This window comes from Baekduia sp. (assembly GCF_035685985.1).
Taxonomy (GTDB): Bacteria; Actinomycetota; Thermoleophilia; order Solirubrobacterales; family Solirubrobacteraceae; genus Baekduia.
Window position 1 is genome coordinate 36,209 of the sequence record NZ_DASRZV010000031.1, and the last position, 20,911, is coordinate 57,119.

The 20,911-nt window shown below is 73.4% G+C and carries 22 protein-coding genes and 1 pseudogene; 9 read left to right on the forward strand and 14 right to left on the reverse strand.

The window, feature by feature from the left end; all coding sequences use genetic code 11:
- The first annotated feature begins 39 nt into the window (after positions 1 to 39).
- Complete coding sequence (locus VFG42_RS20950; protein ID WP_324910751.1) at positions 40 to 867, forward strand: DUF429 domain-containing protein; 828 nt, start codon at positions 40 to 42, stop codon at positions 865 to 867.
- Here the strand turns inward: VFG42_RS20950 and VFG42_RS20955 are convergent.
- Positions 833 to 1,219, reverse strand: a complete 387-nt coding sequence (locus VFG42_RS20955; protein WP_324910752.1) for a TOBE domain-containing protein — start codon at positions 1,217 to 1,219, stop codon at positions 833 to 835. The genes VFG42_RS20950 and VFG42_RS20955 overlap by 35 nt on opposite strands.
- A gap of 203 nt (positions 1,220 to 1,422) precedes the next feature.
- Between VFG42_RS20955 and hflX the strand changes: the two genes are divergently transcribed.
- The 3 genes from hflX to VFG42_RS20970 are packed head-to-tail and all read left to right on the forward strand — an operon-like array spanning position 1,423 to position 4,852.
- Positions 1,423 to 2,733: a GTPase HflX gene (gene hflX / locus VFG42_RS20960; RefSeq protein ID WP_324910753.1), complete on the forward strand. Its 1,311-nt coding sequence runs from the start codon at positions 1,423 to 1,425 to the stop codon at positions 2,731 to 2,733.
- Positions 2,734 to 2,747: 14 nt separating this feature from the next.
- Complete coding sequence (locus VFG42_RS20965; protein WP_324910754.1) at positions 2,748 to 4,235, forward strand: thymidylate synthase; 1,488 nt, start codon at positions 2,748 to 2,750, stop codon at positions 4,233 to 4,235.
- A complete protein-coding gene (locus VFG42_RS20970; RefSeq protein WP_324910755.1) occupies positions 4,232 to 4,852 on the forward strand; it encodes a hypothetical protein in 621 nt (206 codons plus the stop codon). The genes VFG42_RS20965 and VFG42_RS20970 overlap by 4 nt, the downstream gene beginning before the upstream one ends.
- Positions 4,853 to 4,913: 61 nt before the next feature.
- Here the strand turns inward: VFG42_RS20970 and VFG42_RS20975 are convergent, their stop codons facing one another.
- Complete coding sequence (locus VFG42_RS20975) at positions 4,914 to 6,578, reverse strand: alpha/beta hydrolase (RefSeq protein WP_324910756.1); 1,665 nt, start codon at positions 6,576 to 6,578, stop codon at positions 4,914 to 4,916.
- A gap of 218 nt (positions 6,579 to 6,796) precedes the next feature.
- On the opposite strand from VFG42_RS20975, the gene VFG42_RS20980 reads away from it, so the two are divergent.
- Complete coding sequence (locus VFG42_RS20980; RefSeq protein WP_324910757.1) at positions 6,797 to 7,495, forward strand: hypothetical protein; 699 nt, start codon at positions 6,797 to 6,799, stop codon at positions 7,493 to 7,495.
- Between the two features lie 39 nt (positions 7,496 to 7,534).
- On the opposite strand, the gene VFG42_RS20985 is transcribed toward VFG42_RS20980, so the two are convergent.
- The 3 genes and pseudogenes from VFG42_RS20985 to VFG42_RS20995 form a co-directional block, all read right to left on the reverse strand.
- A complete protein-coding gene (locus VFG42_RS20985; protein ID WP_324910758.1) occupies positions 7,535 to 9,247 on the reverse strand; it encodes a glycine betaine ABC transporter substrate-binding protein in 1,713 nt (570 codons plus the stop codon).
- Positions 9,244 to 9,969 (reverse strand): ABC transporter permease, encoded by a 726-nt coding sequence (locus VFG42_RS20990; RefSeq protein WP_324910759.1) that lies wholly within the window; start codon positions 9,967 to 9,969, stop codon positions 9,244 to 9,246. The genes VFG42_RS20985 and VFG42_RS20990 overlap by 4 nt, the downstream gene beginning before the upstream one ends.
- Positions 9,970 to 9,995: 26 nt before the next feature.
- A pseudogene (locus VFG42_RS20995) lies at positions 9,996 to 10,763 on the reverse strand (ABC transporter ATP-binding protein); the annotation flags it as partial.
- Between the two features lie 192 nt (positions 10,764 to 10,955).
- On the opposite strand from VFG42_RS20995, the gene VFG42_RS21000 reads away from it, so the two are divergent.
- Complete coding sequence (locus tag VFG42_RS21000) at positions 10,956 to 11,384, forward strand: GFA family protein (protein WP_324910761.1); 429 nt, start codon at positions 10,956 to 10,958, stop codon at positions 11,382 to 11,384.
- Between the two features lie 4 nt (positions 11,385 to 11,388).
- Here the strand turns inward: VFG42_RS21000 and VFG42_RS21005 are convergent, their stop codons facing one another.
- The 8 genes from VFG42_RS21005 to VFG42_RS21040 are packed head-to-tail and all read right to left on the reverse strand — an operon-like array spanning position 11,389 to position 17,804.
- A complete protein-coding gene (locus tag VFG42_RS21005) occupies positions 11,389 to 12,138 on the reverse strand; it encodes a glutamine amidotransferase (RefSeq protein WP_324910762.1) in 750 nt (249 codons plus the stop codon).
- Entirely contained in the window at positions 12,128 to 12,850 is a 723-nt protein-coding gene (locus tag VFG42_RS21010) for a class I SAM-dependent methyltransferase (RefSeq protein WP_324910763.1), read from the reverse strand. The genes VFG42_RS21005 and VFG42_RS21010 overlap by 11 nt, the downstream gene beginning before the upstream one ends.
- The gene (locus VFG42_RS21015) at positions 12,847 to 14,220 is read right to left on the reverse strand and encodes a Mur ligase family protein (RefSeq protein ID WP_324910764.1); all 1,374 of its coding nucleotides are present in this window, start codon (positions 14,218 to 14,220) and stop codon (positions 12,847 to 12,849) included. Before VFG42_RS21015 ends, VFG42_RS21010 begins: the two co-directional genes overlap by 4 nt.
- Positions 14,217 to 15,119: a diacylglycerol kinase family protein gene (locus VFG42_RS21020; RefSeq protein WP_324910765.1), complete on the reverse strand. Its 903-nt coding sequence runs from the start codon at positions 15,117 to 15,119 to the stop codon at positions 14,217 to 14,219. Before VFG42_RS21020 ends, VFG42_RS21015 begins: the two co-directional genes overlap by 4 nt.
- On the reverse strand, positions 15,116 to 15,943 hold the full coding sequence (locus VFG42_RS21025; RefSeq protein ID WP_324910766.1) for an HAD-IIA family hydrolase: 828 nt from the start codon (positions 15,941 to 15,943) through the stop codon (positions 15,116 to 15,118). The genes VFG42_RS21020 and VFG42_RS21025 overlap by 4 nt, the downstream gene beginning before the upstream one ends.
- The gene (locus tag VFG42_RS21030) at positions 15,940 to 16,437 is read right to left on the reverse strand and encodes a GNAT family N-acetyltransferase (protein ID WP_324910767.1); all 498 of its coding nucleotides are present in this window, start codon (positions 16,435 to 16,437) and stop codon (positions 15,940 to 15,942) included. The genes VFG42_RS21025 and VFG42_RS21030 overlap by 4 nt, the downstream gene beginning before the upstream one ends.
- 35 nt (positions 16,438 to 16,472) lie before the next feature.
- A complete protein-coding gene (locus tag VFG42_RS21035) occupies positions 16,473 to 17,195 on the reverse strand; it encodes an SOS response-associated peptidase (RefSeq protein ID WP_324910768.1) in 723 nt (240 codons plus the stop codon).
- A 6-nt stretch (positions 17,196 to 17,201) separates the two neighbouring features.
- On the reverse strand, positions 17,202 to 17,804 hold the full coding sequence (locus VFG42_RS21040; RefSeq protein WP_324910769.1) for a hypothetical protein: 603 nt from the start codon (positions 17,802 to 17,804) through the stop codon (positions 17,202 to 17,204).
- 68 nt (positions 17,805 to 17,872) lie between these two features.
- Here VFG42_RS21040 and VFG42_RS21045 point away from each other — a divergent pair, with 68 nt between their 5' ends.
- A complete protein-coding gene (locus tag VFG42_RS21045) occupies positions 17,873 to 18,259 on the forward strand; it encodes a hypothetical protein (RefSeq protein ID WP_324910770.1) in 387 nt (128 codons plus the stop codon).
- Positions 18,260 to 18,268: 9 nt separating this feature from the next.
- Here the strand turns inward: VFG42_RS21045 and VFG42_RS21050 are convergent, their stop codons facing one another.
- Complete coding sequence (locus tag VFG42_RS21050; RefSeq protein ID WP_324910771.1) at positions 18,269 to 19,063, reverse strand: hypothetical protein; 795 nt, start codon at positions 19,061 to 19,063, stop codon at positions 18,269 to 18,271.
- Positions 19,064 to 19,088: 25 nt separating this feature from the next.
- Between VFG42_RS21050 and VFG42_RS21055 the strand changes: the two genes are divergently transcribed.
- Complete coding sequence (locus VFG42_RS21055; protein ID WP_324910772.1) at positions 19,089 to 19,709, forward strand: CGNR zinc finger domain-containing protein; 621 nt, start codon at positions 19,089 to 19,091, stop codon at positions 19,707 to 19,709.
- Positions 19,710 to 19,831: 122 nt separating this feature from the next.
- On the forward strand, positions 19,832 to 20,611 hold the full coding sequence (locus tag VFG42_RS21060; RefSeq protein WP_324910773.1) for a phosphodiester glycosidase family protein: 780 nt from the start codon (positions 19,832 to 19,834) through the stop codon (positions 20,609 to 20,611).
- Positions 20,612 to 20,911: the final 300 nt, after the last annotated feature.

Here is a 20,911-nt window from a genome sequence, read left to right on the forward strand (position 1 = left end):
TCTAGCGCCCACACACGACCGAGGACACTCCAGCGCCCCATGCGCTACTGCGGCATTGACATCAGCGCCAAGCCGGCCGCGCAGCAGCTCGTCACGCTGCACGAGCGGCGCGGGCCGGACGGGACCGAGCTGGTCGCGACGTTCTACGCGCCGGGCACGGTCGCCGACGTCGCGCGGACCGTGCTGTCCTTCGGCGGCGAGGCGGTCGTCGCGATCGACGCGCCGTCGGGCCCGCGGCTGGACCTGCTGACGGCGGGCGCGCCGCTGCGCGCGCGGCTCGGCCTGCCCGACGGGCGCTACGAGTCGATGCGGGTCTGCGACGCGATCCTCTATCGCAGGCGGCTGCCGCTCTACCCGGTCCCGGCCGCCGACCAGGCGCTGACGCGCTGGCAGGGCTGGATGCGGCACGGCTTCGACCTGTTCGCCGAGCTGGGCCAGCTGGAGCTGTTCCGGCCCGACGCGACGATGGGCGACGTCTACGAGGGCCCGGTCGGCGACGGCGCGCTGCGGCTCGGCCGCGTCGCCGAGACCTACCCCGACGCGGTGTTCTGCGCGCTGCTCGGCCACCGGCCGCCCGCCAAGCGCACGCCGCACGGCCTGCAGCAGCGGATCGCGGCGCTGCGGCTGAAGGGCGTGACCGACGACGACGGCGGGCTCTGGCAGCGGACGCTCGACGAGCTGGACGCGACCGCCGCGGCCTACGCCGCCTACACGCTGGCGACCGGCGTCGGCGGCTGGGTGGGGGACCCGCGCGAGGGCGTGATCGTCCTGCCCGTGGCGCGGCTGGCCGACCGCTACGACAAGCTGCCGGTGCCGCGCCGCGCAGCGCTGCTCAGCGCTTCTCCACCACGACCGTCGTCGACTTGATCAGCGCGACGGCCTGGTCGCCCGGCTTGATGCCGAGGTCGTCGGCCGCCTCGCGCGACATCAGCGACACGATCCGGTACGGCCCGCAGGCCATGTCGATCTGCGCCATGACGCCGTCGCGGCGCACGCCGAGGACGATGCCCGAGAGGCGGTTGCGTGCGCTGGAGCGCCCCTCGCGCGCCCGCTCGCGCAGCAGCGACGCGAGCGCGTCGGCGCGTAGGTAGCGCTGCTGGCCGCGGCGCTCGAACGCGATGCGCCCGTCGCGCTCCCAACGCCGCAGCGTGTCGACGCTCACGCCCAGGGCCGCGGCAGCGGCTCCGATGCGGATCCAGTCCTCTGGTCGTCCGGTCACTTCCGACACCGTCATCGGCGCCCACCTCCTGGGGTCGTCTCGACGGTACTCCCGGGGTGCCCAGGCAGCCTCCCTCATCCGTCCAGGTCCTGACCCAGTTCTGACTAGCTGCTACGCCGTTAGGTGAGGCGCCATTCCGGTGCATCGTCGAGAAGAGGAACAAGCTCGCTCCGCATCCCGCAGCACCTAGACTCAGGTGACACATGGAACGCAGTCGCAACGGACGCACGGCGCCGACGCGGGGCAACGGATCGTCGCCGAACGGCACGACCGGGCGCGCCAAGCAGCGCGCCTATCTCATCGCCGCGCTCGAGGACGGGGACGACCTCGCCGAGCTGCGCGAGCTGCTGCGCACGGCGGGCGTCGCCGTCGTCGGGCAGGCCGTCCAGCACCGCGACAAGCCGCACCCCAACACCTACCTCGGCCCGGGCAAGCTGGAGGAGGTCAAAGTCGCCGCCAAGGCCGCCGACGCCAACGTCGTCGTCTGCGACGACGAGCTGAGCCCGCGCCAGGAGCGCAACCTGGAGAAGGAGCTGGGGCTGAGCGTGGTCGACCGGACCGCGACGATCCTCGACATCTTCGCCTCGCACGCCAACACCGCCGAGGGCAAGCTCCAGGTCGAGCTGGCGCAGTTGGAGTACAACCTGGCCCGCATGCGCGGCCTGTGGACGCACCTGGAGCGTCTCGGCGGCGTGTCGTCGGGCGGCTTCGCGACGCGTGGCCCGGGCGAGTCGCAGATCGAGACCGACCGCCGCCTGGCGCGCGACCGGATCGCCGCGCTGCGCCGCCGGCTGGAGCACGTGAAGTCCACGCGCGCGGTCCAGCGCGCCGAGCGCGAGCGCGCGCACCTGCCGCAGATCGCGCTCGCCGGCTACACCAACGCCGGCAAGTCCACGTTGTTGAACGCCATGACCGGCGCCGAGGTCGGCGTCCGCAACCGGTTGTTCCACACCTTGGACCCGACGACGCGCCAGCTGCAGATCGACGGCCGCCCGTACCTGCTGACCGACACCGTCGGGTTCATCCGCAAGCTGCCCCACCAGCTCGTCGACGCGTTCGGCGCGACGCTGGAGGAGACGACGCGCGCCGACCTCGTCCTGCACGTGGTGGACTCCAGCGCCGAGGAGGAGGACCGCCTCGGCATGATGCGCGCGGTCGAGGACACGCTGGAGGAGATCGGCGCCGGCGAGCGCCCGCGCCTGCTGGTCCTCAACAAGATCGACCAGCTCGACCCCGAGCAGCGCCGCGAGCTGCGCCACCGCCACCCCGACGCGATCATGGTCTCGGCGATGACGCAGGAGGGCTTCGACGACCTCCGCGACGCCATCGAGCAGGCCTTCGCCCGCACGCTGAAGTCCGTCGAGCTGATGCTGCCCTACTCCGAGGGCGGTCGCCTGGCCGAGCTGCACGACGTCGCCGGCGACCTGCACCGCGAGGACACCGCCGAGGGCGTCCACGTGGTCGCGCGGCTGCCCGCCGCGGTGGCCGAGCGGTACTCGCGGTTCAGCGTCTGAGTACGCTGCGCCGCGTGGCGGACCTGACGTTCGACGCGCTCCACCACGCCGACCGCCTGCGCCTCGTCAACCCACGCGGCGACGTCGGCGTGATCACGCTGTGGTCGCCGTGGGAGGCCGCGCGGCGCAAGCTGGAGGAGGTCGACCCGGCGATCCTGGATCCGACGGCCAGCCGCGTCGCCGCGATCGGCAACCTGTACGGCGACGGCATGTACGCCCTGCTGTGCAACCTGTTGCACAACCCGCAGGTGCGCCACCTGATCGCGTTGGGCACGCAGGCCGGGCCGTCGACCACCGACGACCTCGAGGTCTTCTTCGCCGACGGCCTGGAGGACGACGCGATCCTCGGCCGGCCGGTGCGCCGGATCCCCGGGACGGGCCGCGTCTTCCCGGCCGACGCGGCGTTCGACGACCGACGGCTGCGCGAGCACCTGAGCTTCCACCACCTCGGGCGCCTGAGCGCGCCCGGGCTGCCGGACGCGCTGCGGGCGCTGCTGCGCGATCTCCCGCGCGCCGATCCCGCGACGCTGCCGCCGCGCGTGCGGATCGAGCTGGACGCCGACGCCGGCGACCGCCGCCGGCAGCCCTCCGACGTGCTCGCCCATCAGGTCGTCCGGCGGCGCCCGCTCGACGTCTGGGAGGAGCTGGTCGTCCGCACGCTGCGCTTCGGGAGCGAGGTCGGCGTCGGCGACGGCACGCGGCTGGAGCTGCTCAACGTCAAGGCCGTGGTGGCCGAGCCGGCCGACGACGCGCCCGCGGCGCTGGAGCACTTCGGCCTTCGTGCCGAGGACCTGCGCGCCTACCAGCGGCGCATCCTCGACCCCTCGCCGCCCGACGGCGTGGCCTACACCTATGGCCATCGCCTGCGCGGGCACACGATCGACACGCTGGCCGAGGCGACCGCGCTGCTCGCGCGCGAGCCGACGTCGCGCAGGGCCTACATCTCGCTCTGGGACGACGCGATCGACCTCCACGCCGGCCCGGGCGCGGCCACGCCGTGCCTGACCACGATCTGGCTGCGGATCGCGGAGGACGGCCGGCTCACGCTGACCGCGACCTACCGCGCCCACAACCTGCTGACCGCGTGGGTGCAGAACGTGTACGGGTTGATGGCCGTGCAGTGCCACGTCGGCGACGCGCTCGGCCTGGCGCCCGGCCCGATCACGGTCGTCAGCCACGCGCTGGGGATCAACCCCGCCGACAGCCGCTTCGCGCTGGCGCGCGACCTCGAATCCCGGTGGTTGCGGGATGACGACCGCGACCGCGCCGCGGGCAAGTCCTCGATGCGCGAGGATCCGCACGGCTACTTCGTGGTGTCGATCGACGACGCCGCCGGCGAGCTGGTCGCCGAGCACCGCTACGAGGGCCTCCTGGTGAAGACCTACCGCGCGCGACGGGCAGAGACGATCATGCACGAGGTCGCGGCCGACATGGCCGTGAGCCTGGTGTCGCACGCGCTCTGGCTGGGCGGCGAGCTGCGCCGCCACGAGGCGCGGCTGTGAACGTCGGGTCGGTCGAGCGCTTCGGCGCCGACGAGCTGCTGGCCGGCCTCCGGGACGTGCGCCTGCGCGGCTTCCCGGACGTCGCGCCCTACGCGGAGGCGGAGCTGTCGATCGAGTCCGTCGACCCCGAGACGCTCGCGCCGCCGCAGCGCTACGTCCTGCGCGACGGCGTCCGGACGATGCACGACCTCCGCGCCGCGCTGGCGCCGCACGGCCTCGACCCGCTCGCGCTGAGCGGCGGCGGCGCCTACGTCACGATCGACGGCGACCGCATCCCGGTGATCCCGCCGATCGTCGAGGAGTCCCACGAGCCCGACGGCCGCACCGTCGACGTCGTCGCCGACGGCCTGCACCGCGTCTACGCCGCCCGCGCCCTCGGGCTGCCGATCACGGTGATCGTCGCCCGCGGCCTGCCGCGCGAGCACCCCTACTACGCGCTGGCGCTGCCCGACGGCTGGGCCGGCGTCGCCGAGCTGGACGAGCTGCCCGACGGCTTCCAGAAGAAGACCTACCGGAACCCCGACAACTACAAGTCGCTGTTCCGCCAGTACAACGCGGTCTTCCCGGGCGTCCAGCAGCAGCGCAAGCGGTCCAACCCGGACCACCTCAAGGCCTGACGGCGCCGCGCCCGGACCGCGAACGGCCCGGGCGCGTGACGCGTCGCCGATCCGACGCCGCCTACGGCGCCAGCACCAGCGGCTTGCCGTGGTCGGTCGTGATCCGCGGGCGGCCGTCCAGCGTCGGCACGGCCGGGCTCTGGGCCTTCAGCGGCGAGGCGAGGGCCTGCGCCGTCGCCTGCTGCGGCTGGACGAACGGGACGTCCTGGTCGCAGGCGGTCCCGTCGGCCGGCAGCGTGCCGGACAGCAGGTAGGCGTCGACCGCGCCGTCGATGCAGTCCGAGTTGCCGCCGTAGGCGGTGTGCCCGTCGCCGCGCATCGTCAGCAGCCGCGCGTTGCCGAGGTCCTTGACCAGCGCCTTGGCGCCGCGGTACGGCGTCGCCGGGTCGTAGGTCGTGGCGACCACGAGCGGCGTCGACGCGTTGTTGGGGATCTTGAACGGCCCGGCGAAGCGGCCGTTGGGGGCGATGCCCCACTGGTTGTAGATCCCGTAGTTCAGCTCGACGTAGCCCTGGTTGAACCAGAAGTGGTCGAACGTGTCGTAGGAGGCCTTCCCCAACCGGAGGTAGTGATCCAGGTTGGTGTTGTACTTCTGCTCCGCGGCGCCGATCAGGAAGTACCGGTCGTTGCCGGGGTCGAACGTGCCGTCGAAGTTGTTGCCGAACGCGCCGTCGCTGTCCAGGCGGACCAGCGAGCCGTCGCCGGCGGCCGCCTCGGCCAGGTCCTGCGCGATGTACGGCCAGTACTGCTTGGCGTACAGGTTGTAGATCGTGGCGTTGAGGATGTCGTCGCCGGTCACCGGCCGCGGGTCGGGCGTGAAGCGCGGCGCCGGGATCGGATGGGCGTTGGCCTGCGCGACGAGGTCGTCGAAGGCCTGGTGCGGGTCGCCGCCGCCGAAGCCCAGGCAGTCGGCTTGATCGGCCGCGCACGCCTGGAAGAACCGCTCCAGCTCACGCTCGAAGGCGCCGTTCTGCGCCTGGAGGTCCTTGCTGGGGTGGTTGATGTAGGTGTCGGCATCGACCGGGCCGTCGAGCACGACGCGGCCGAGCTTGCCCGGGAACAGCGACGCGTAGGTCGCCCCGAGGAACGTGCCGTAGGAGAAGCCCAGGTAGTTGAGCTTCTGGTCGCCGACGGCCTGGCGCAGCAGGTCGAGGTCGCGGGCGACGTTGCCGGTCGTCACGTAGGGCAGGATCGCGTGGTTCTTGTTGACGCACCTCCGGACGTACTTGTTGTCCTTGGACCGGAGGACGTTGGGATCGGTGTCCGGCGTCGCGAAGGGGATCGAGTAGATGCCGTCGGTCTCCTGGTTGACCTGGCAGTCGATCGCGGCCTGGCTGGCGCCGGTGCCGCGCGGGTCGAACCCCACGATGTCGTACTGCGCGTTGAGCGTCGCGTAGAGCGAGTCCGCCGTTCCGCGGACGAAGTCGACCCCGGACGCGCCGGGACCGCCCGGGTTGGTGAACAGCGACCCGAGCCGCGTGCCGGGCCCGGTGGCCGGCTTCTTGATCAGCGCGACCTGGTAGGTGCCCTTGTTGGGCTTGGTGTAGTCCAGCGGGACCGTCGCGGTCGCGCACTGGAAGCCGTCGTCGCAGTCCGTCCACTTCAGCTGCGGGACGCCGGGTGCCTGCTGCTGCGGCGCGGCCTGGGCCGCGGCGGGCGCGAGCACCGCGACGGTCGCCAGCGTGGCGCCGAGCGCCGATCGCCGGCAGAGAGCGTGGAACCTCACTTGGAAACTCCCCGTGGTGCGGCGACCGGCCGTACGTCGGTCGCCTGGAGACGCTTACCTACCCCGATTCGTGATGTTCGGGGAAAGCGCGTGTCTTACTGGCACGAATTGGGCGCATTTCCAGCGCATCCCCAAACCGGGGGAACCCTGCAGTGGGGATGCGAGAAGGGGTGGTGGCCGTACCACGAATGCTGTTCGTCCGCTCTAGCGTTGCGCCCGTGTCGACCGTGAGGCTCGTCATCCTGGCCGCGCTGGGCCTGCTCGTGCTGAGCGGGGCCGCGTTCGGCATCTCGGAGGCGCTTCACCGGACCGACCAGGCGCGCGCGACCATCACCAACCCGGTGCGCAAGATCGTGATCGACGCCGACATCGGCGACGTCGCGGTCCGGGCCGGCCTGACCGGCGACGTCATCGTCCAGCGCCGGGAGGCGTGGACGCTCAACCGGCCGTCGACCAGCGAGCGCTACGCCAACGGCGTGCTGACGATCAAGACCAAGTGCGGCGGGCTGACCGCGGTCCTGCGCTGCCGCAGCGACCTGACGCTCGACGCGCCGCCCGAGGTGGACGTCACGATCTCCGCCCATCAGGGCAACATCGACCTGCGCGGGCTCAGCGGCCGCACCGAGGTCAGCACCGACCGCGGCGACATCCGCACCCATCGCCTGGAGCCGGTCGTGGTCCGGGCCACGAGCCAGGGCGGCAACGTCTCGCTCGACCTGTTCGGCGAGCCGGCGCGCACCGAGGCCGAGAGCGACGGCGGCGACGTCCGCGTCACCGTGCCGTACGGGCCCTACCGCGTGGACGCGACCACCGAGTCGGGCAAGGTCAAGGTCGAGGGCGTGATCCGCGACGACCTCGCGCCGCAGCGGATCGCCGCCCTGACCAAGATGGGCAACATCACGGTCCGGGCCCGCTAGGGCACCGGACCGCGACGCACGCCGCGCGAGGCGGCGGGGCTACTGGAGGTAGCCCGCCTCCTTCAGGTACTCCGACGCCACCTGCTTGGGCGTCTCCTTGTCGAGGTCGACGCGGGAGTTCAGCTCCTGCATGACCGGCAGCGTCAGGCCCGCCGTGACCGTGTTGATGGTCTTGGCGAAGTCCGGCCCGGAGGCGTCGGCGACCTTGGTCTCGGCCAGCAGCGACGCGTTGTAGGGCGGGAACAGCTGCTGGTCGTCCTGCAGCAGGACCAGGTTGTCGGCCTTGATCTGGCCGTCGGTCGTGAAGACCTCGCCGACGTCGGTCTGGCCGTCCTTGATGACCTCGTGGCGCTTGGCGATGTCGATCGACACGAACTTCTTGAACTTCAGCCCGTAGGTCTGCTCGAGGCCCAGGAGGCAGTCGGTGCGCTGCTGGCACTCCGGCGGGCCGGAGACGCGCAGGTCCTGCGCCTTGCCCTTCAGCTCGCTCAGCTTCGTGATGCCGCCGAGCTTCTTGGCCGTCGCCTGCGTGACCGCGAACCCGTTGGAGTCCGTGAACGGCGTCGGGTCGTAGGCCGTGATGCCCTTCTTCTCCATGCACGCCTTGGACTGCTCGTAGGCCTGCTTGGGGTCGTGCGAGACGTCCTTGTCCTTCACCTTGCAGAAGCTGGTGAGGATCGTGCCCGTGTACTCGGGGTAGGCGTCGACGCGACCGGAGCTCAGGGCCTTCAGCGCGACCTGCTCGGAGCCGAGGTTGAGCTGCTTCTTGACCTTGTAGCCGGCGGCCTGGAGGGCCTGCGCGTAGATCTCGCCGAGGATGAACTCCTCGGTGAAGTTCTTCGAGCCGATCGTGATCGTCGGCTTGCTCGCGTTGTCGGCGTTCTTGGTGATGACCTTCGAGTCGGCGGCCGGGGTGCTCGTGGTGGAGGCCGCGGCACCGGCGCTCTTGGAGCTGCCGGAGTCGCTGCTGCTGTCGTCGCTGCCGCACGCGGCCAACCCGAGGGTCAGCGCGAGGGCGAGCAGGGCGAGAACGCTGCGGGGTCGCATGCGTCGGTTCCTCCTACTGGGGGTGGTGGGATCGTGGGAGAGCTTGAGCCCGCGGGGCGTGACGGCGCGCTGCAGCGCGGCGAACGTCACCTCCGCGGCGATGGCCAGCAGCGCGATCAGCATCGCGGTGCCGAGGCGGCCGGCGTCACCGTGGACGTTGGCGTTGATGATCGGCACGCCGAGCGTGTCGACGCCGACGTAGGGGCCGAGCGTGGCGGTCGCCAGGACGTTGACGACCGACGTGCGGATGCCGCCGAAGATCAGCGGCAGCGCCAACGGCAGCTCGACCTTGAGCGCGAGCTGGCGCTCGGCGAGGCCCATGCCGCGGGCGGCGTCGACGACGTCGCGGTCGACCTGGCGGACGCCGACGTAGGTGTTGGTGAAGATCGGCGGGATCGCCAGCAGCACCATGGCGAACACCAGGTTGGTGGTGTTGAGGCCGATGTAGGCGCTGGCGAAGACCAGCACGGCGAAGGACGGCACGGCGCGCCCGACGTTGGCGACCGTCGACGCGGCGAGCTGGCCGCGGCCCTTGTGGCCGAGCCACAGCGCGAGCGGCAGCGTCAGCAGGCAGGCGACGAGGATCGCCTCGAACGTCACCTTCAGGTGCGTCCAGAGCAGCGGCCACAGGTGGCTGCCGCCGACCTTCAGGCCACCGCCCAGCGACTCGCGCGAGTGCAGCAGGTAGTCGATCGCGTCCTTCACGTCGCCACCTTCACGCGCTGCCAGGGCAGCAGCAGGCGCTGCGCGAGCAGCAGCGCCAGGTCGAGGACGAAGGCCAGGGCCACGCAGAACAGGCCGGCGACCAGGATGTTGGACTTGAACGCGATGTCGGACAGGATCGACTGGCCGAGGCCGCCCGCGCCCGCGTAGAAGGCCAGCGCGGCGAGGCCGACGGTCGTGGTCGTCGCGATCCGCAGCCCGGCGAAGATCTCCGGCAGCGCCAGCGGCAGCTCGACGTGCCACAGCAGCTGCCTCTCGGTGAAGCCCATGCCCAGCGCGGCGTCCTTGGCCTCGGCGGGCACGTTGTCCAGGCCCGCCATGATGTTGCGGAACAGGATCAGCAGGGTGTAGGCGGTGAGCGGCAGCAGCGCGGTGACGAACCCGAAGCCGAGCAGCGGGATCAGGATCGCGAAGGCCGCCAGCGACGGGATCGTGTACAGGATGCCCGCGATCCCGACGATCGGGCCGTTCAGCCAGCGACGGCGGTGGGCGACGAGCGCGAGCGCGAAGGCGATCGCGAAGCCCAGCGCGACCGAGGCCAGCGTCAGCTCGATGTGGCGCCACAGCGGCGAGAGGTAGTCGTCGAGGTGGGAGGCGATCCACGACGGGCAGATGCCGTTGCGCTGCACGCAGGACAGGTGGCCGCTGTCGCGCTCGTGGATCTGGACCTGGGCGACGATGCCGACCGCCGCGGCGAGGCTCATGCCATGCGCCCCCGGACCTCGGTCAGCCACTCCAGGCGGGCGATCATGCGGTCGGCGCCGACGAACTCCTCGACGAACTCGTCGGCGGGCGAGCGCACGAGCTCCTCGGCCGTCGCGTACTGGGCGAGCACGCCGCCGGGCTTGAGCACCGCGATCTGGTCACCGAGCTTGAGCGCTTCGTCGATGTCGTGCGTGACGAAGATCACGGTCTTGCCGAGGTCCGTCTGCAGACGGCGGAACTCCTCCTGCAGGCGGCCGCGGGTGATCGGGTCGATCGCGCCGAACGGCTCATCCATCAGCAGCAGCGGCGGGTCGGCGGCCAGGGCGCGGGCCACGCCGACGCGCTGGCGCTGGCCGCCCGAGAGCTGCGCGGGGTAGCGCTTGGCCATCGACGCCTCCAGGCCGACGAGCTCCAGCAGCTCGGCGACGCGCCGCTTGACGCGCGCGTCGTCCCAGCCGATCAGCTTGGGGACCGTGGCGACGTTCTCGGCGACGGTCTGGTGCGGGAACAGGCCGATCTGCTGGATCGCGTAGCCGATGCCGCGGCGCAGCTCGGCGGGGGAGCGGTCGCGGACCGAGACGCCGTCCACGCGCACGTCGCCGCCGGACAGGTCGATCATGCGGTTGACCAGCCGCATCGCGGTGGTCTTGCCCGAGCCCGAGGGCCCGATGAAGATCGTGAGCTTGCCCGCGGGGACCTCCAGGCTGAGGTCCTGGATCGCGTACTCGGCGGTGCCCGGGTACTGCTTGGCGGCGTGGTCGAACTCGACCGTGGCGGCGGTGGAAGCGGACATCAGTTCTCCACCACTCTAGTGGGAAATCGCTGATGGTAGGGGCACGGCCCCTCGCGTTGGGCAGTGTTTGGGGAAGTCATGGGGAGGGAGTCCGCGGCCGAGCGGAACGTCTGATCCTAGCCAGGTGGCCGGCGGACCCGCCGCAGTCCGGCATCGGCCCGCTCGATCGGGTGGGGTGGGATGCTTGCCCACATGTCCGCTCTCCCCATCACCGGCGGCTGTCTCTGTGGAACCGTCCGGTACGAGATCTCCGAGCCGCTCGTGTCGGCCGGCTACTGCCACTGCACCCGCTGCCGGCGCCGCACCGGCACCGCCGCCGCGGCCTCCGCCCGCGTCGCGCCCGGGGCCTTCAGGCTCGTCTCCGGCGGCCGCTCCGTCCGCGACTACGACCCCGGCGACGGCGGCTTCATGAAGTCCTTCTGCAGCGACTGCGGCGGCGCGCTGTGGTCCTGGCATCCCGACTATCCGGACTGGTTCTCGGTGCGCATGGGCACGATCGACGGCGATCCCGGGATCCGGCCGCAGTACCACCAGCGGGTGGAGACGGCGGCGGTGTGGGAGAAGCTGCCCGACGACGGCCTGCCGCGCTACGAGGGGCCGGCGCCGGAGCACCGGCGGTAGGGGCCTAGACGCCGGCGGCGCGGCGCGCCGAGGCGTGCGCGGCGTCCTCGAGCGTGTCGTCGAGGGGCGGCAGCGACGCCGGGTCGATGCCCAGCGCCGTGGCGAGGAGGTAGTCGGCGAACCAGGCGTTCTTGGGCAGCAGCGGGCCGTGGAGGTAGGTGCCGATGACGTTGTCCCGGCGGACGCCCTCGAAGCCGGAGCGGCCGTCGTTGCCGTGGCCCTTCAGGACGCGGCCCAGGGGCCGCTCGGCGGCGCCGAGGTGGGTGCGGCCGCCGTGGTTCTCGAAGCCGGCCAGGACGCGGGGGCCGTCGAGGCCGGGCAACTCGACCTCGATCGCGACGTTGCCGATCAGGCGGGAGCCGTCGATGGCGCGCCGGGTGACGAGGTCGACGAGGCCGATGCCGGGCACGCGCTCGGTGCCCAGCTCGTAGTGGTCGCCGAGCAGCTGGATGCCGCCGCAGATGCCCAGGACCACGGCGCCGCGGGCCGCCGCGGCGTGCAGCGGCGCGCGCTTGACCTCGTAGAGGTCCTCAGCGCACAGCTGCTGGTCGCGGTCCTGGCCGCCGCCGAGGTAGAACAGGTCGTGGGCGTCGGGGTCGACCTCGTCGCCGATCGACGCCGCGGTCAGCGCGAAGCCGATCCCGCGCCACTGGCAGCGCCGCTCCAACAGCAACATGTTGCCGCGGTCGGCGTAGATGTTCATCAGGTCGGGGTAGAGCGCGCAGACGCGCAGCGTCCTCTGGTCACCTGGCACGCAGGATCACCACCGTGGAGCCGACGTAGACGTCGGTCTGCGGGATGCGGCGGGCGGTCTCGGCGACCAACCCGTAGGCCTCGGCCTCCTCGGCCACCTCGGCGGGGGCGACGCGCGAGAGGCGGATGACGTCGTGGCTCTCGGAGCCCGCGGAGGTCTGGCGCAGGCGATGGATCGCGGCGTGCTCGCCCTCGTCGACGACGGCCAGCGGCAGCGAGGTGTAGGTGATCCCGTCGACCGTGGCCGTGTCCGGCTCGGGCAGGCCGTCGACCTCGCCCTCGTAGCTGTCCAGCGCGTCGGCCAGCGCGATCGCCACCCGGCCGCCGTCGGCCAGGCTCGCGCGGGCGGCGCGGAAGAACGCGCCGCGGCCGTCGGCGTCGGGCAGCAGCTGCAGCGTCTGCATCGGCACCATGATCAGCGCGAAGCGGCGGTCGCCGATCGCGAAGTCGCGCGCGTCGGCGACGATCGTGGGCACGTCCAGCGACGCGGCCGTCGCGCGCTCGGCCAGGGCGTCGAGCAGCGCGGCCTCGCTGTCCAGCGCGGTCACGTCGATCCCGTGCGAGGCGAGGTCGAGCGCGACGCGCCCCGTGCCGGCGCCGACGTCGAGCACCGGGCCGCCGGCCTCGGCCGCCAGCTCGCGCCACAGCGCCAGGTCCTCGGTGTAGGACCCGCACTCGACGTCGTGCCACACCACCGCCGCGGCGACGCTCATCCGAACGAGCTTCCCGCGATGCCGCGCGAGACCAGCTCGCGGCGCAGCTCCAGCATCGCCGTGTAGGTCGGGATCGCGACCAGGCGCCCGCTGCCGTCGGCGACCGCGGAGTCCAGCGCCGCGGGCAGCGACGGCTCGACGACCAGCCGCGTCTCGTCCACGCCCGCGTACTTCAGCCGCACCGCCATCTCGGCCGCGCGCGTGCCGGAGCACACGACGCGCCGCAGGCGCCCGGCCAGCACCTCGAAGTCCGCGTCCCAGACCCACGAGACGTCGCGGCCGTCGGCGATCTGGTCGTTGAGCACCGCCAGCAGGTCGTGCTCGCCGTCCTCCAACGCCAGCGTGCGCAGCACCTCGTTGGCGCCCGCCGGGTTCTTGACCAACAACAGCAGCAGGTCGCGCCCGCCGATCCGGACGGTCTCCGCGCGGCCGAAGGCGGGGGAGACCGCGGCCAGCCCGGCGACGATGTCCTCGGGCGAGGCGCCGAGCGCGGTCGTCAGCGCCGCGGCGCCGAGCGCGTTGTACACGTTGTAGAGGCCGGGCAGCGGCACCGACGCCTCGACGGTCCCGGACGGCAGCCGCAGCGTGACCCGCGCGCCGCGCAGTCCGTCGAGCACCACGCGCTCGGCCGCCACCGCCGGCGCCGGACGCGTCGCGTCGCAGCGCTCGCAGTGGTAGTGGCCCAGGTGCCCCAGGAAGATCACGTCGTAGCGGTATGGCGCGCCGCAGCGGCGGCAGTGCTTGGAGTCCGCCGCGTGCGCCATGCCCTCCAGCGCGACCGAGGGGTCCTCGACGCCGAAGTAGAGGACGTCGTCCGGCCCGCGCTCGCGCCCGAGGTCGGCCACCAGCGGATCGTCGGCGTTCAACACCAACGTGGTCGACGACGCCTCCGCCACCACGCCCGCCCAGCGGTCGGCGATGATGTCCAGCTCGCCGTAGCGGTCCAGCTGGTCGCGGAACAGGTTCCCCAACAACAACGCGCGCGGCCGGATCTGCGGCACGAGCCGGTCGAGCCAGAACTCGTCGATCTCGAAGAGCCCCATGTCGCCCGCGATCGCGTTGCGCGGGCCCGCGGCCTCCAGCAGCGTCCCGGCGATCCCGCCCGCCATGTTGGCGCCCGCGCGGTTGTGCACCAGCGTGTGGCCGCCGCGCTCCAGGATCGACGCGACCATCGCGGCGGTCGTCGTCTTGCCGTTGGTCGCGGAGATGACCGCGCTGCCGCGCTTCAGCCGCCGCGCCAGCGACGCGACCGCGTCGGGCTCCAGCCGCAGCAGCAGCTTGCCGGGCAGCGACGTGCCGCCCCGTCCGGCGCGGCGGGACAGCGCGCCCGCGGCGCGCGCGGCGGCGACCTTGGCGCCCAGCAGGCTCATGCGGGGAGCAGGACCCGGATCGCTCCGGGGACGGCGCGGACCGTCACCGGCAGCTCGCCGATCGGGTCGCCGTCCGCGTACACCGTGAACGGCCGGTCGGCGGCGATCCGCACCTCGGGACCCCGCAGCATCGCGATCGCCTCGCGCCGCAGATGCGTGCCCTTGAAGACGTCGCGCAGGCAGGAGACGAAGTCCAGGCGCGAGCGCGGCGAGAACATGATGGCGTCGATCTCGCCGTCGTCCAGGCGCGCTTCGGGGGCCGCGTACATGCCTCCACCGTAGGCCTTCCCGTTCGCCGCCGCGACCGACCAGCCCTGGAACGTGCGGCGCTCCCGGCCGACGGTGACGTCGAAGGTCACGGGCCGGAACGTGCCCATCGCCCGCAGCGCCGCGTAGGCGTACACCATCGGCCCCAGCGCGCTCGGCGCCTCGTTGGCGATCTTGTTGGCCACCGAGTCGAAGCCGACCGACGCGATCCCCACGAACGTGCGCGCCGGCTGGTTGGTGCCCTCGCTGACGACCTCGCCGACGTCGATCGGCGTCGGCACGCCGGCGGCCAGCAGCGCGCAGGCCTCGATCGGGTCGGTCCCGATCCCCATCGCGCGCGCGAAGTCGTTGCCGCGCCCGCCGGGCAGGATCCCCATGACGGCGTCCTCGCGGCCCCGCAGCGCGGTGGCCACCGCGCCGACCAGGCCGTCGCCCGACAGCGGCGTCGCGACCTCGCCCGCATCGGCGGCGCCGGAGGCCAGCTCGATCGCGTGGCGGATCGACTCGGTGCGGGCGACGCGGAACGGCACGCCCAGCCGGGCCAGCTCGGCCTCGACGGACGGGAGGGCCTTCAGCGCGCGGCCTCCGCCGGCCGAGGGGTTGACGAGCAGGGCGACGGGGCGGGGCGTCATGCAGCGTGCATCCTGCCAAGCACCAGCTCGGCGAGCGTCGCGGCCACCGCGACCGGCGTCGGGTCGGACGCCGCGTGGGCCTCCTCGGCGCCGGTGGCGCCCGACAGCACGATCGCGCCGTCCAGGCCCGCGGCGGCCGCGCCGGCGAGGTCGCTGTCCAGGCGATCGCCGACGACCAGCGCGCGGCCGGGACCGAGGCGGTCCAGCGCGGTCAGGAACGGCTGGGCGGCGGGCTTGCCGACGTTCTCGGCGCGCACGCCGGTCGCGGCCTCGACCGCGGCGACGACCGCGCCCGTCCCCGGCCACAGGCCGGTGGCGGTGGGGAAGACCGGGTCGGCGCCCGCGCAGATCAGCGCCGCGCCGCCGAGGACGGCCTGCGTCGCGTCGCGCAGCTCGTCGTAGTCGAACCGGTCGTGCGCGGCGACCACGACGACGTCCGGCACCGCGGGCACGTCGCGCCCGTTGGCGATCTTGCACCCGGCGTCGAGCACGTGCTGGTGCATGACCGGCGCGCCGATCACGTAGGCCGTCCGCCAGCGCTCGCGGCGCTCGGCCAGCACGTGCTGGACCGCGCCGCCGACCGTGACGACCTCCTCCAGAGACGCGCGGAAGCCCAAGGACCACAGCTTGCGCACGAACTCCTCGCCGGAGCGGCGGCCCTCGTTGGTCACGAAGGCGATGCCCTTGCCCGCGGCGCGCAGGGCGGCGAGCGCCTGGACCGCGCCGGGCGTGGCCTCGTCGCCGACGTAGACGCAGCCGTCGAGGTCCAGCAGCACGTGGTCGTAGGCGGCGACCAGCGGCGTGAGGGAGGGGACGGCGCTCACGCGGCGTCGCGGTGGATCTCGTACACCTTGCGATCGCCCTCGTCGGCGGCCAGCCGCATCCCGGCCGCGGCGAGCACGCGCTGCGAGGCCAGGTTCACCAGGTCGGTGTCGGCGTGCACGACCCGCACCTCCGGCCGGCGCAGCGCCCACTCCAGCACGCCGCGCAGCGCCTCGACCGCGAAGCCGCGCCCGCGTGCCGCGGGCACGATCCCGAAGCCGACGCTGACCTCGCCCAGCTCGTCGGGCGGCGCGTGGAAGCCGACGTCGCCGATGACGAGGTCGTGCTCGGCCAGCACCACCTGGTAGTGGCAGAAGCCGCCGCGGTCGACGCCGCGGCGGATGAGGTCCTCCTGCATCGCGACGACGACGAGCGTCCCGTCCAGCGGGTAGCCCTCCGCCCAGCGCAGGCCTCCGGCCGGGACGCCCTCCAGAAGGGCCTGCATCTCGGCCGGGGCGAGCGGGCGCAGGTGCAGTCGGGGCGTCGTGAGGATCACGTGCGAACGACCCTACCGCGCCGTGTCGGAGCGGTTCAGAACAGCGTCGGCGCCGCGTCGGCGCCGTCCTGTGGCGGCTCGGGCGGCGCGTCGTCCAGGCAGTCGGGCGCGTCGTGGCGCGCGTCGCCGACCGCGTAGCCGACGGCGCGGCGGGCGGTGAGGTCGTCGGGCAGCGGGACCAGCAGCTCCCGCAGCAGGCCGCTCGGCGTGGCGGGGTCCAGCCACGCCTCCTCGGCGGCCGCGTCGGGCAGCATCACCGGCATCCGGTCGTGGATGTCGGCGAGCTTGTGGTTGGCGTCGGTCGTGATGATCGAGCAGGAGCGGATCGCCTGGTCGCCCTCGCCGTGCCAGGACGCCCACAGGCCCGCGAAGGCGAACGGGGCGCCGTCGGCGCGGGTGATGTGGAACGGCCGCTTGCGGGCGCCGTTCGGCCGCGGCTGCCACTCGTAGAAGCCGTCGGCGACGATCAGGCAGCGGCGCGACGTGAAGGCGTCGCGGTAGGCGGGCTTCTCGGCGACGGTCTCGGCCCGCGCGTTGATCATCTTGTAGCCGACCTTGGGGTCCTTGGCCCAGAACGGGACCAGGCCCCAGCGCAGCAGCTCGCCGCGCGGCTCGCCCTCCTTGGAGGTCGTGACCGTGACGACGTCGTCGCCCGGGGCGACGTTGAAGCGCTGCCGGATCTCCAGCGACTCGCCCAGCGCGAAGCGCGACCGGAGGTCGTCGTGGCCCGGCGTCGCCAGCGAGTAGCGGCCGCACATGGCGCGCTACGTGCCGCGCGCCGCCTGGGCGCGCGCCTGGCGGCGGCGTCCGAGCAGCGCCAGGACGACGAGCGCGACGATGACGATCAGGATCCCGAGCCAGACCGCGACCAGCCACGAGACGCCGCCGAAGGGCAACGCGATGACCTTGCCGATCAGCATGCCGACGACGATCAGCGCGACGATCAGCCCGACGATGATCGCGATGCCGCGCACGCGCGCCAGGACGCCCGCGGAGGACGGCGGCGCGACCAGGCCCATGAACCGCAGCAGCAGCAGCTGGCGGTTGGACGGGGCCTCCTGGCCGAGGCGCTCGACCGCGGCCTTGAGGTCGTCGGGGCGGCGCTCGGCGAGCGCCAGCGAGGCGTCGGCCATGCGGCGCAGCGCCATGCGCTCCTGCGGCCGGGCGGCGGCCAGCGCCTTGCGGAAGTGCTCGCGGGAGGCCTTGGCGTCGTAGCGCTCGGCCGCGCGGGCGCCCAGGATCGCCTGCGCGGCGGCCTTGAACTTCTGCTCGCGCTCGAGCTCTTCGTCGCTGCGGGACTCCAGCTGCTGCATCGCTTGGAGCCCGCCGGTCTGCTGCATCCGGATCTGGCGCTGCTTGGGCGGCATGTCCTACGCAGCCTATCGGCAGCGCGCGTGTCCCACCGGCGTCGTCCGGACGTGGCAGGATGCGCGCGATGCTTCGCCGGTTCACCCTTCTCATCTGCCTGGTCGCCTGCGTCGCCCCGGTCGCCGCGCACGGGCAGTCCTCGCCGTTCGCGCCGCTGCCGCAGGCCGCTCCGCAGCAGGCGACGCCGACCGTCACGGCGACGACCTCGTCGTCGGACGCCGGCGGCGGCCTGGCCTCCTGGCAGCAGGTGCTGATCTTCGCGGGCGGCGGGATCCTGCTGATCGGGATCGCCTGGGCGATCGTCTCCGACGCGCGCAGCCACGCCCCGGTCGAGGAGCTGACCGACACGCAGGAGGCCGCGCGGACGCGGCGCGAGGAGGACATCAAGCGCCGCAAGGCCAAGAACCGCGCGGCGGCCAAGCGGTCGCGCGCGGCGCGCAAGCGCAACCGCTAGCGCGGGCGCTCAGCCGGCGCCGTCGGAGGTCTCGCCGAGCTCGCCGTCCTGGGCGACGTAGCCGCTGCCGAGCGCCTGCCCGGTGGCGGCCAGGCAGCGGCGGTCGAGCCGGACGAAGACCAGGGCCTTGCCCGCCTCGCCCTGGGCGGGCGTGTTGCGGCACCACGTGTAGGTGTAGGTCTTGAAGTTCAGCGCGGCGACGAACGCGTAGCCCAGCTCGGCGACCTTCGTGTCGTCCGCGTTGACGATGTGGCGCTTGATCGCCACGCAGTCGTAGCGGCCGATCGGCTTGGACAGCACGCGGTCGTCGGGGATCGCCTGCTTGGACTTCAGGATCGGGCCGCAGAACGTGTCGTTGATCGGCCCGTCGAGCTCGCCGGTCCTCACGCGCGCCCGCGCGTCGGCGGTGATGCGCCGCTCGACGGCGACGACGAGCGCGCGCCGGGCCTTCAGCCGCTCGGCGTCGGTGGCGTCTTCGACGGGTTCGAGCCGCGTCGCGCGACCGAAGCGGGGAGCCTGCTCGCGGGTGATCCGCGCGCGGAGCTGGGCGACGACGCGCGCCTGGTCGGCCCGGTCGCGGGCCTCCCGGTCGTCGCGGCTGTTGATGGCCAAGGCGCCGCCGACGCCGCCCAGCAGGAGGAGGGAGAGGAGGGTCGCCCCGGCGATCAGCCAACGCCGCCGCAGCTGCGCGCGGCTGAGCGTGAAGTAGGAGCGCTGGCAGTGGGGACAGCGCTCGTACCGCGTGCGGCCCTCGCGCCCGCAGTGGGGGCAGACGCGCGACGGGGGCTCTGGCGTGCCAGACAAGGCGTAACCAGCGTAAACTGGTTGGGTGGTTGCGAGCAAGGTCCACCGCTTCGATCCCGGGCCCCAGCCGTCCGGCCGGACCCCGGCGCCGGGACGGCTCGGGCTCGTGCAGGCGTTCGCCAACGCGTTCTGGGACCTGGAGCGCGGGGGCGTCGACGAGTGGGGCGACGCGGGGGAGTACGCGCGCTGGCTGGCGGCGCGCGGGTTCGCGGGCGCCGCCGCGGGCGTCGGCGAGGCGGATCGCGCGCGGGCGATCGAGCTGCGCGAGACGCTGCGGGCGCTGGCCTACCGCCACCACGACGATCCGTCCGACGTCCCGGCCGACGCGCCCGCGCTGGCGGTGCTCGACGCGGCGGCGGGCCGCGCGCCGCTGCGGGTGTCGTTCGCGGACGGCGCGCCGGTGCACGTCGCGGTCGGCGACGGGCCCGACGACGCGCTGGCGCTGGTGGCCGGCGTGGTGGCCGAGGCGATGGCCGACGGGACGTGGAGCCGGATGAAGGCGTGTCCGGGCCCGCACTGCGGCTGGGTGTTCTACGACGGCTCGCGGAACCGGTCGCGGCAGTGGTGCTCGATGCAACTCTGCGGCAACCGGGTCAAGGGCCGCGAGTTCCGGGCACGGCGGCGCACGGCGCGGCGTGCGGGCTGAGCGCGGTCTGCCGCCGACGGGCGGCGTACCGTTTCGCAGGTCACGGGTTATGTCCGTCGAACGCCGCTTCACCACCCGTTCACCGCATCTCGGACCCCACGACCGACCCTGTGACCGCGCCCATGGCCGCCCTGTCCCGCCTCACGCCGCTGCGCGCGCCCCAGCCGCTGCCGCGCCGTCTCCGGCGCGAGCGCCTGCGGCTGTCCGACGGCGCGCGCACGACGCTGTACGTCGCGCGCTACGACCTGCGCCGCTTCGAGCTGCGCGTCGTGCGCCTGCGGCGGCCGATGCCGCTGGAGGCGTTCTGCCGCGAGAACGGCTTCGACGAGGCGCTCGTCGGCGGCTTCTACGAGCGCCCGGACCTGATCCCGCTCGGCGAGCTGCGCACCGGCGGGGTGGAGCGCCGCCACGTCCCGTTCCTCGCGCCGTTCGACGCCATGCGGGCGTCGTTGAGCGTCGACGGTCCCCGCGTGGCGATCGCCCGGCGCTCGGATCTCCCGGCGGTGGTGTCCGGCGACCTCTTGCAGGCGGGGCCGCTGCTGGTCCGCGGCGGTGCCGTCGTTCGCGGCGACGCCGAGGGCTTCTCGGCCGGCGCCGCGCAGTTCGACTCCGACATCACCGACGGCCGCCATCCCCGCGCGGCGATCGGCGTGACCCGGCGCGGCGAGGTCCTGGCCGTCGCCTGCGACGGCCGCGCCGATCACGAGGCCGGGCTCTCGCTCGGCGAGCTGGCCGAGGCGATGGCCGCGCTCGGCGCGGTGCAGGCGATGAACCTGGACGGCGGCGGGTCGACGTCGCTGGTCTGCGGCGGCCGGCTGCGCAACGTCCCGCGCGAGGCGCACGGGGTGGCGCTGCCGGGCGGACGCGTGGTGCCGACGGCGCTGGTGTTCCGGCGGCGCTGAGGGGCGGCGCGGGCGCCCGCGCGGGGCGGGCATTGGTGGCGTCCGGCGCGGGCTTTGCGGGTGGTGCGGGGCGCTGGTGGGCAAGCTCATCGAGGGAGTGAGGCCGGGTGGGCGTGGCCGGCGCCTGGTGTCGTCCGTGGGCCGGGTGCCGGGCTCCACGAGGGCGCGGGACGCTGGGGGCGGGACCCGCATCCAGACCTGAATCCCGGCTCGGTGTGGCGCACCCTCGAGATCGATGGCACATCGGGGTCGCCAGACGACCCCGATGTGCCACTCGTCCGCGCAGAGCCGAGCCGGGTG

What these genes read in the sequence shown, in the direction of transcription:
- VFG42_RS20950 (WP_324910751.1), top strand. Translation starts at nt 40, where the DNA reads ATGCGCTACTGCGGCATTGACATCAGCGCCAAGCCGGCCGCGCAGCAG.
- hflX (WP_324910753.1), top strand. Translation starts at nt 1,423, where the DNA reads ATGGAACGCAGTCGCAACGGACGCACGGCGCCGACGCGGGGCAACGGA.
- VFG42_RS20990 (WP_324910759.1), bottom strand. Translation starts at nt 9,969, where the DNA reads ATGAGCCTCGCCGCGGCGGTCGGCATCGTCGCCCAGGTCCAGATCCAC.
- VFG42_RS21000 (WP_324910761.1), top strand. Translation starts at nt 10,956, where the DNA reads ATGTCCGCTCTCCCCATCACCGGCGGCTGTCTCTGTGGAACCGTCCGG.
- VFG42_RS21010 (WP_324910763.1), bottom strand. Translation starts at nt 12,850, where the DNA reads ATGAGCGTCGCCGCGGCGGTGGTGTGGCACGACGTCGAGTGCGGGTCC.
- VFG42_RS21015 (WP_324910764.1), bottom strand. Translation starts at nt 14,220, where the DNA reads ATGAGCCTGCTGGGCGCCAAGGTCGCCGCCGCGCGCGCCGCGGGCGCG.
- VFG42_RS21020 (WP_324910765.1), bottom strand. Translation starts at nt 15,119, where the DNA reads ATGACGCCCCGCCCCGTCGCCCTGCTCGTCAACCCCTCGGCCGGCGGA.
- VFG42_RS21035 (WP_324910768.1), bottom strand. Translation starts at nt 17,195, where the DNA reads ATGTGCGGCCGCTACTCGCTGGCGACGCCGGGCCACGACGACCTCCGG.
- VFG42_RS21040 (WP_324910769.1), bottom strand. Translation starts at nt 17,804, where the DNA reads ATGCCGCCCAAGCAGCGCCAGATCCGGATGCAGCAGACCGGCGGGCTC.
- VFG42_RS21045 (WP_324910770.1), top strand. Translation starts at nt 17,873, where the DNA reads ATGCTTCGCCGGTTCACCCTTCTCATCTGCCTGGTCGCCTGCGTCGCC.
- VFG42_RS21060 (WP_324910773.1), top strand. Translation starts at nt 19,832, where the DNA reads ATGGCCGCCCTGTCCCGCCTCACGCCGCTGCGCGCGCCCCAGCCGCTG.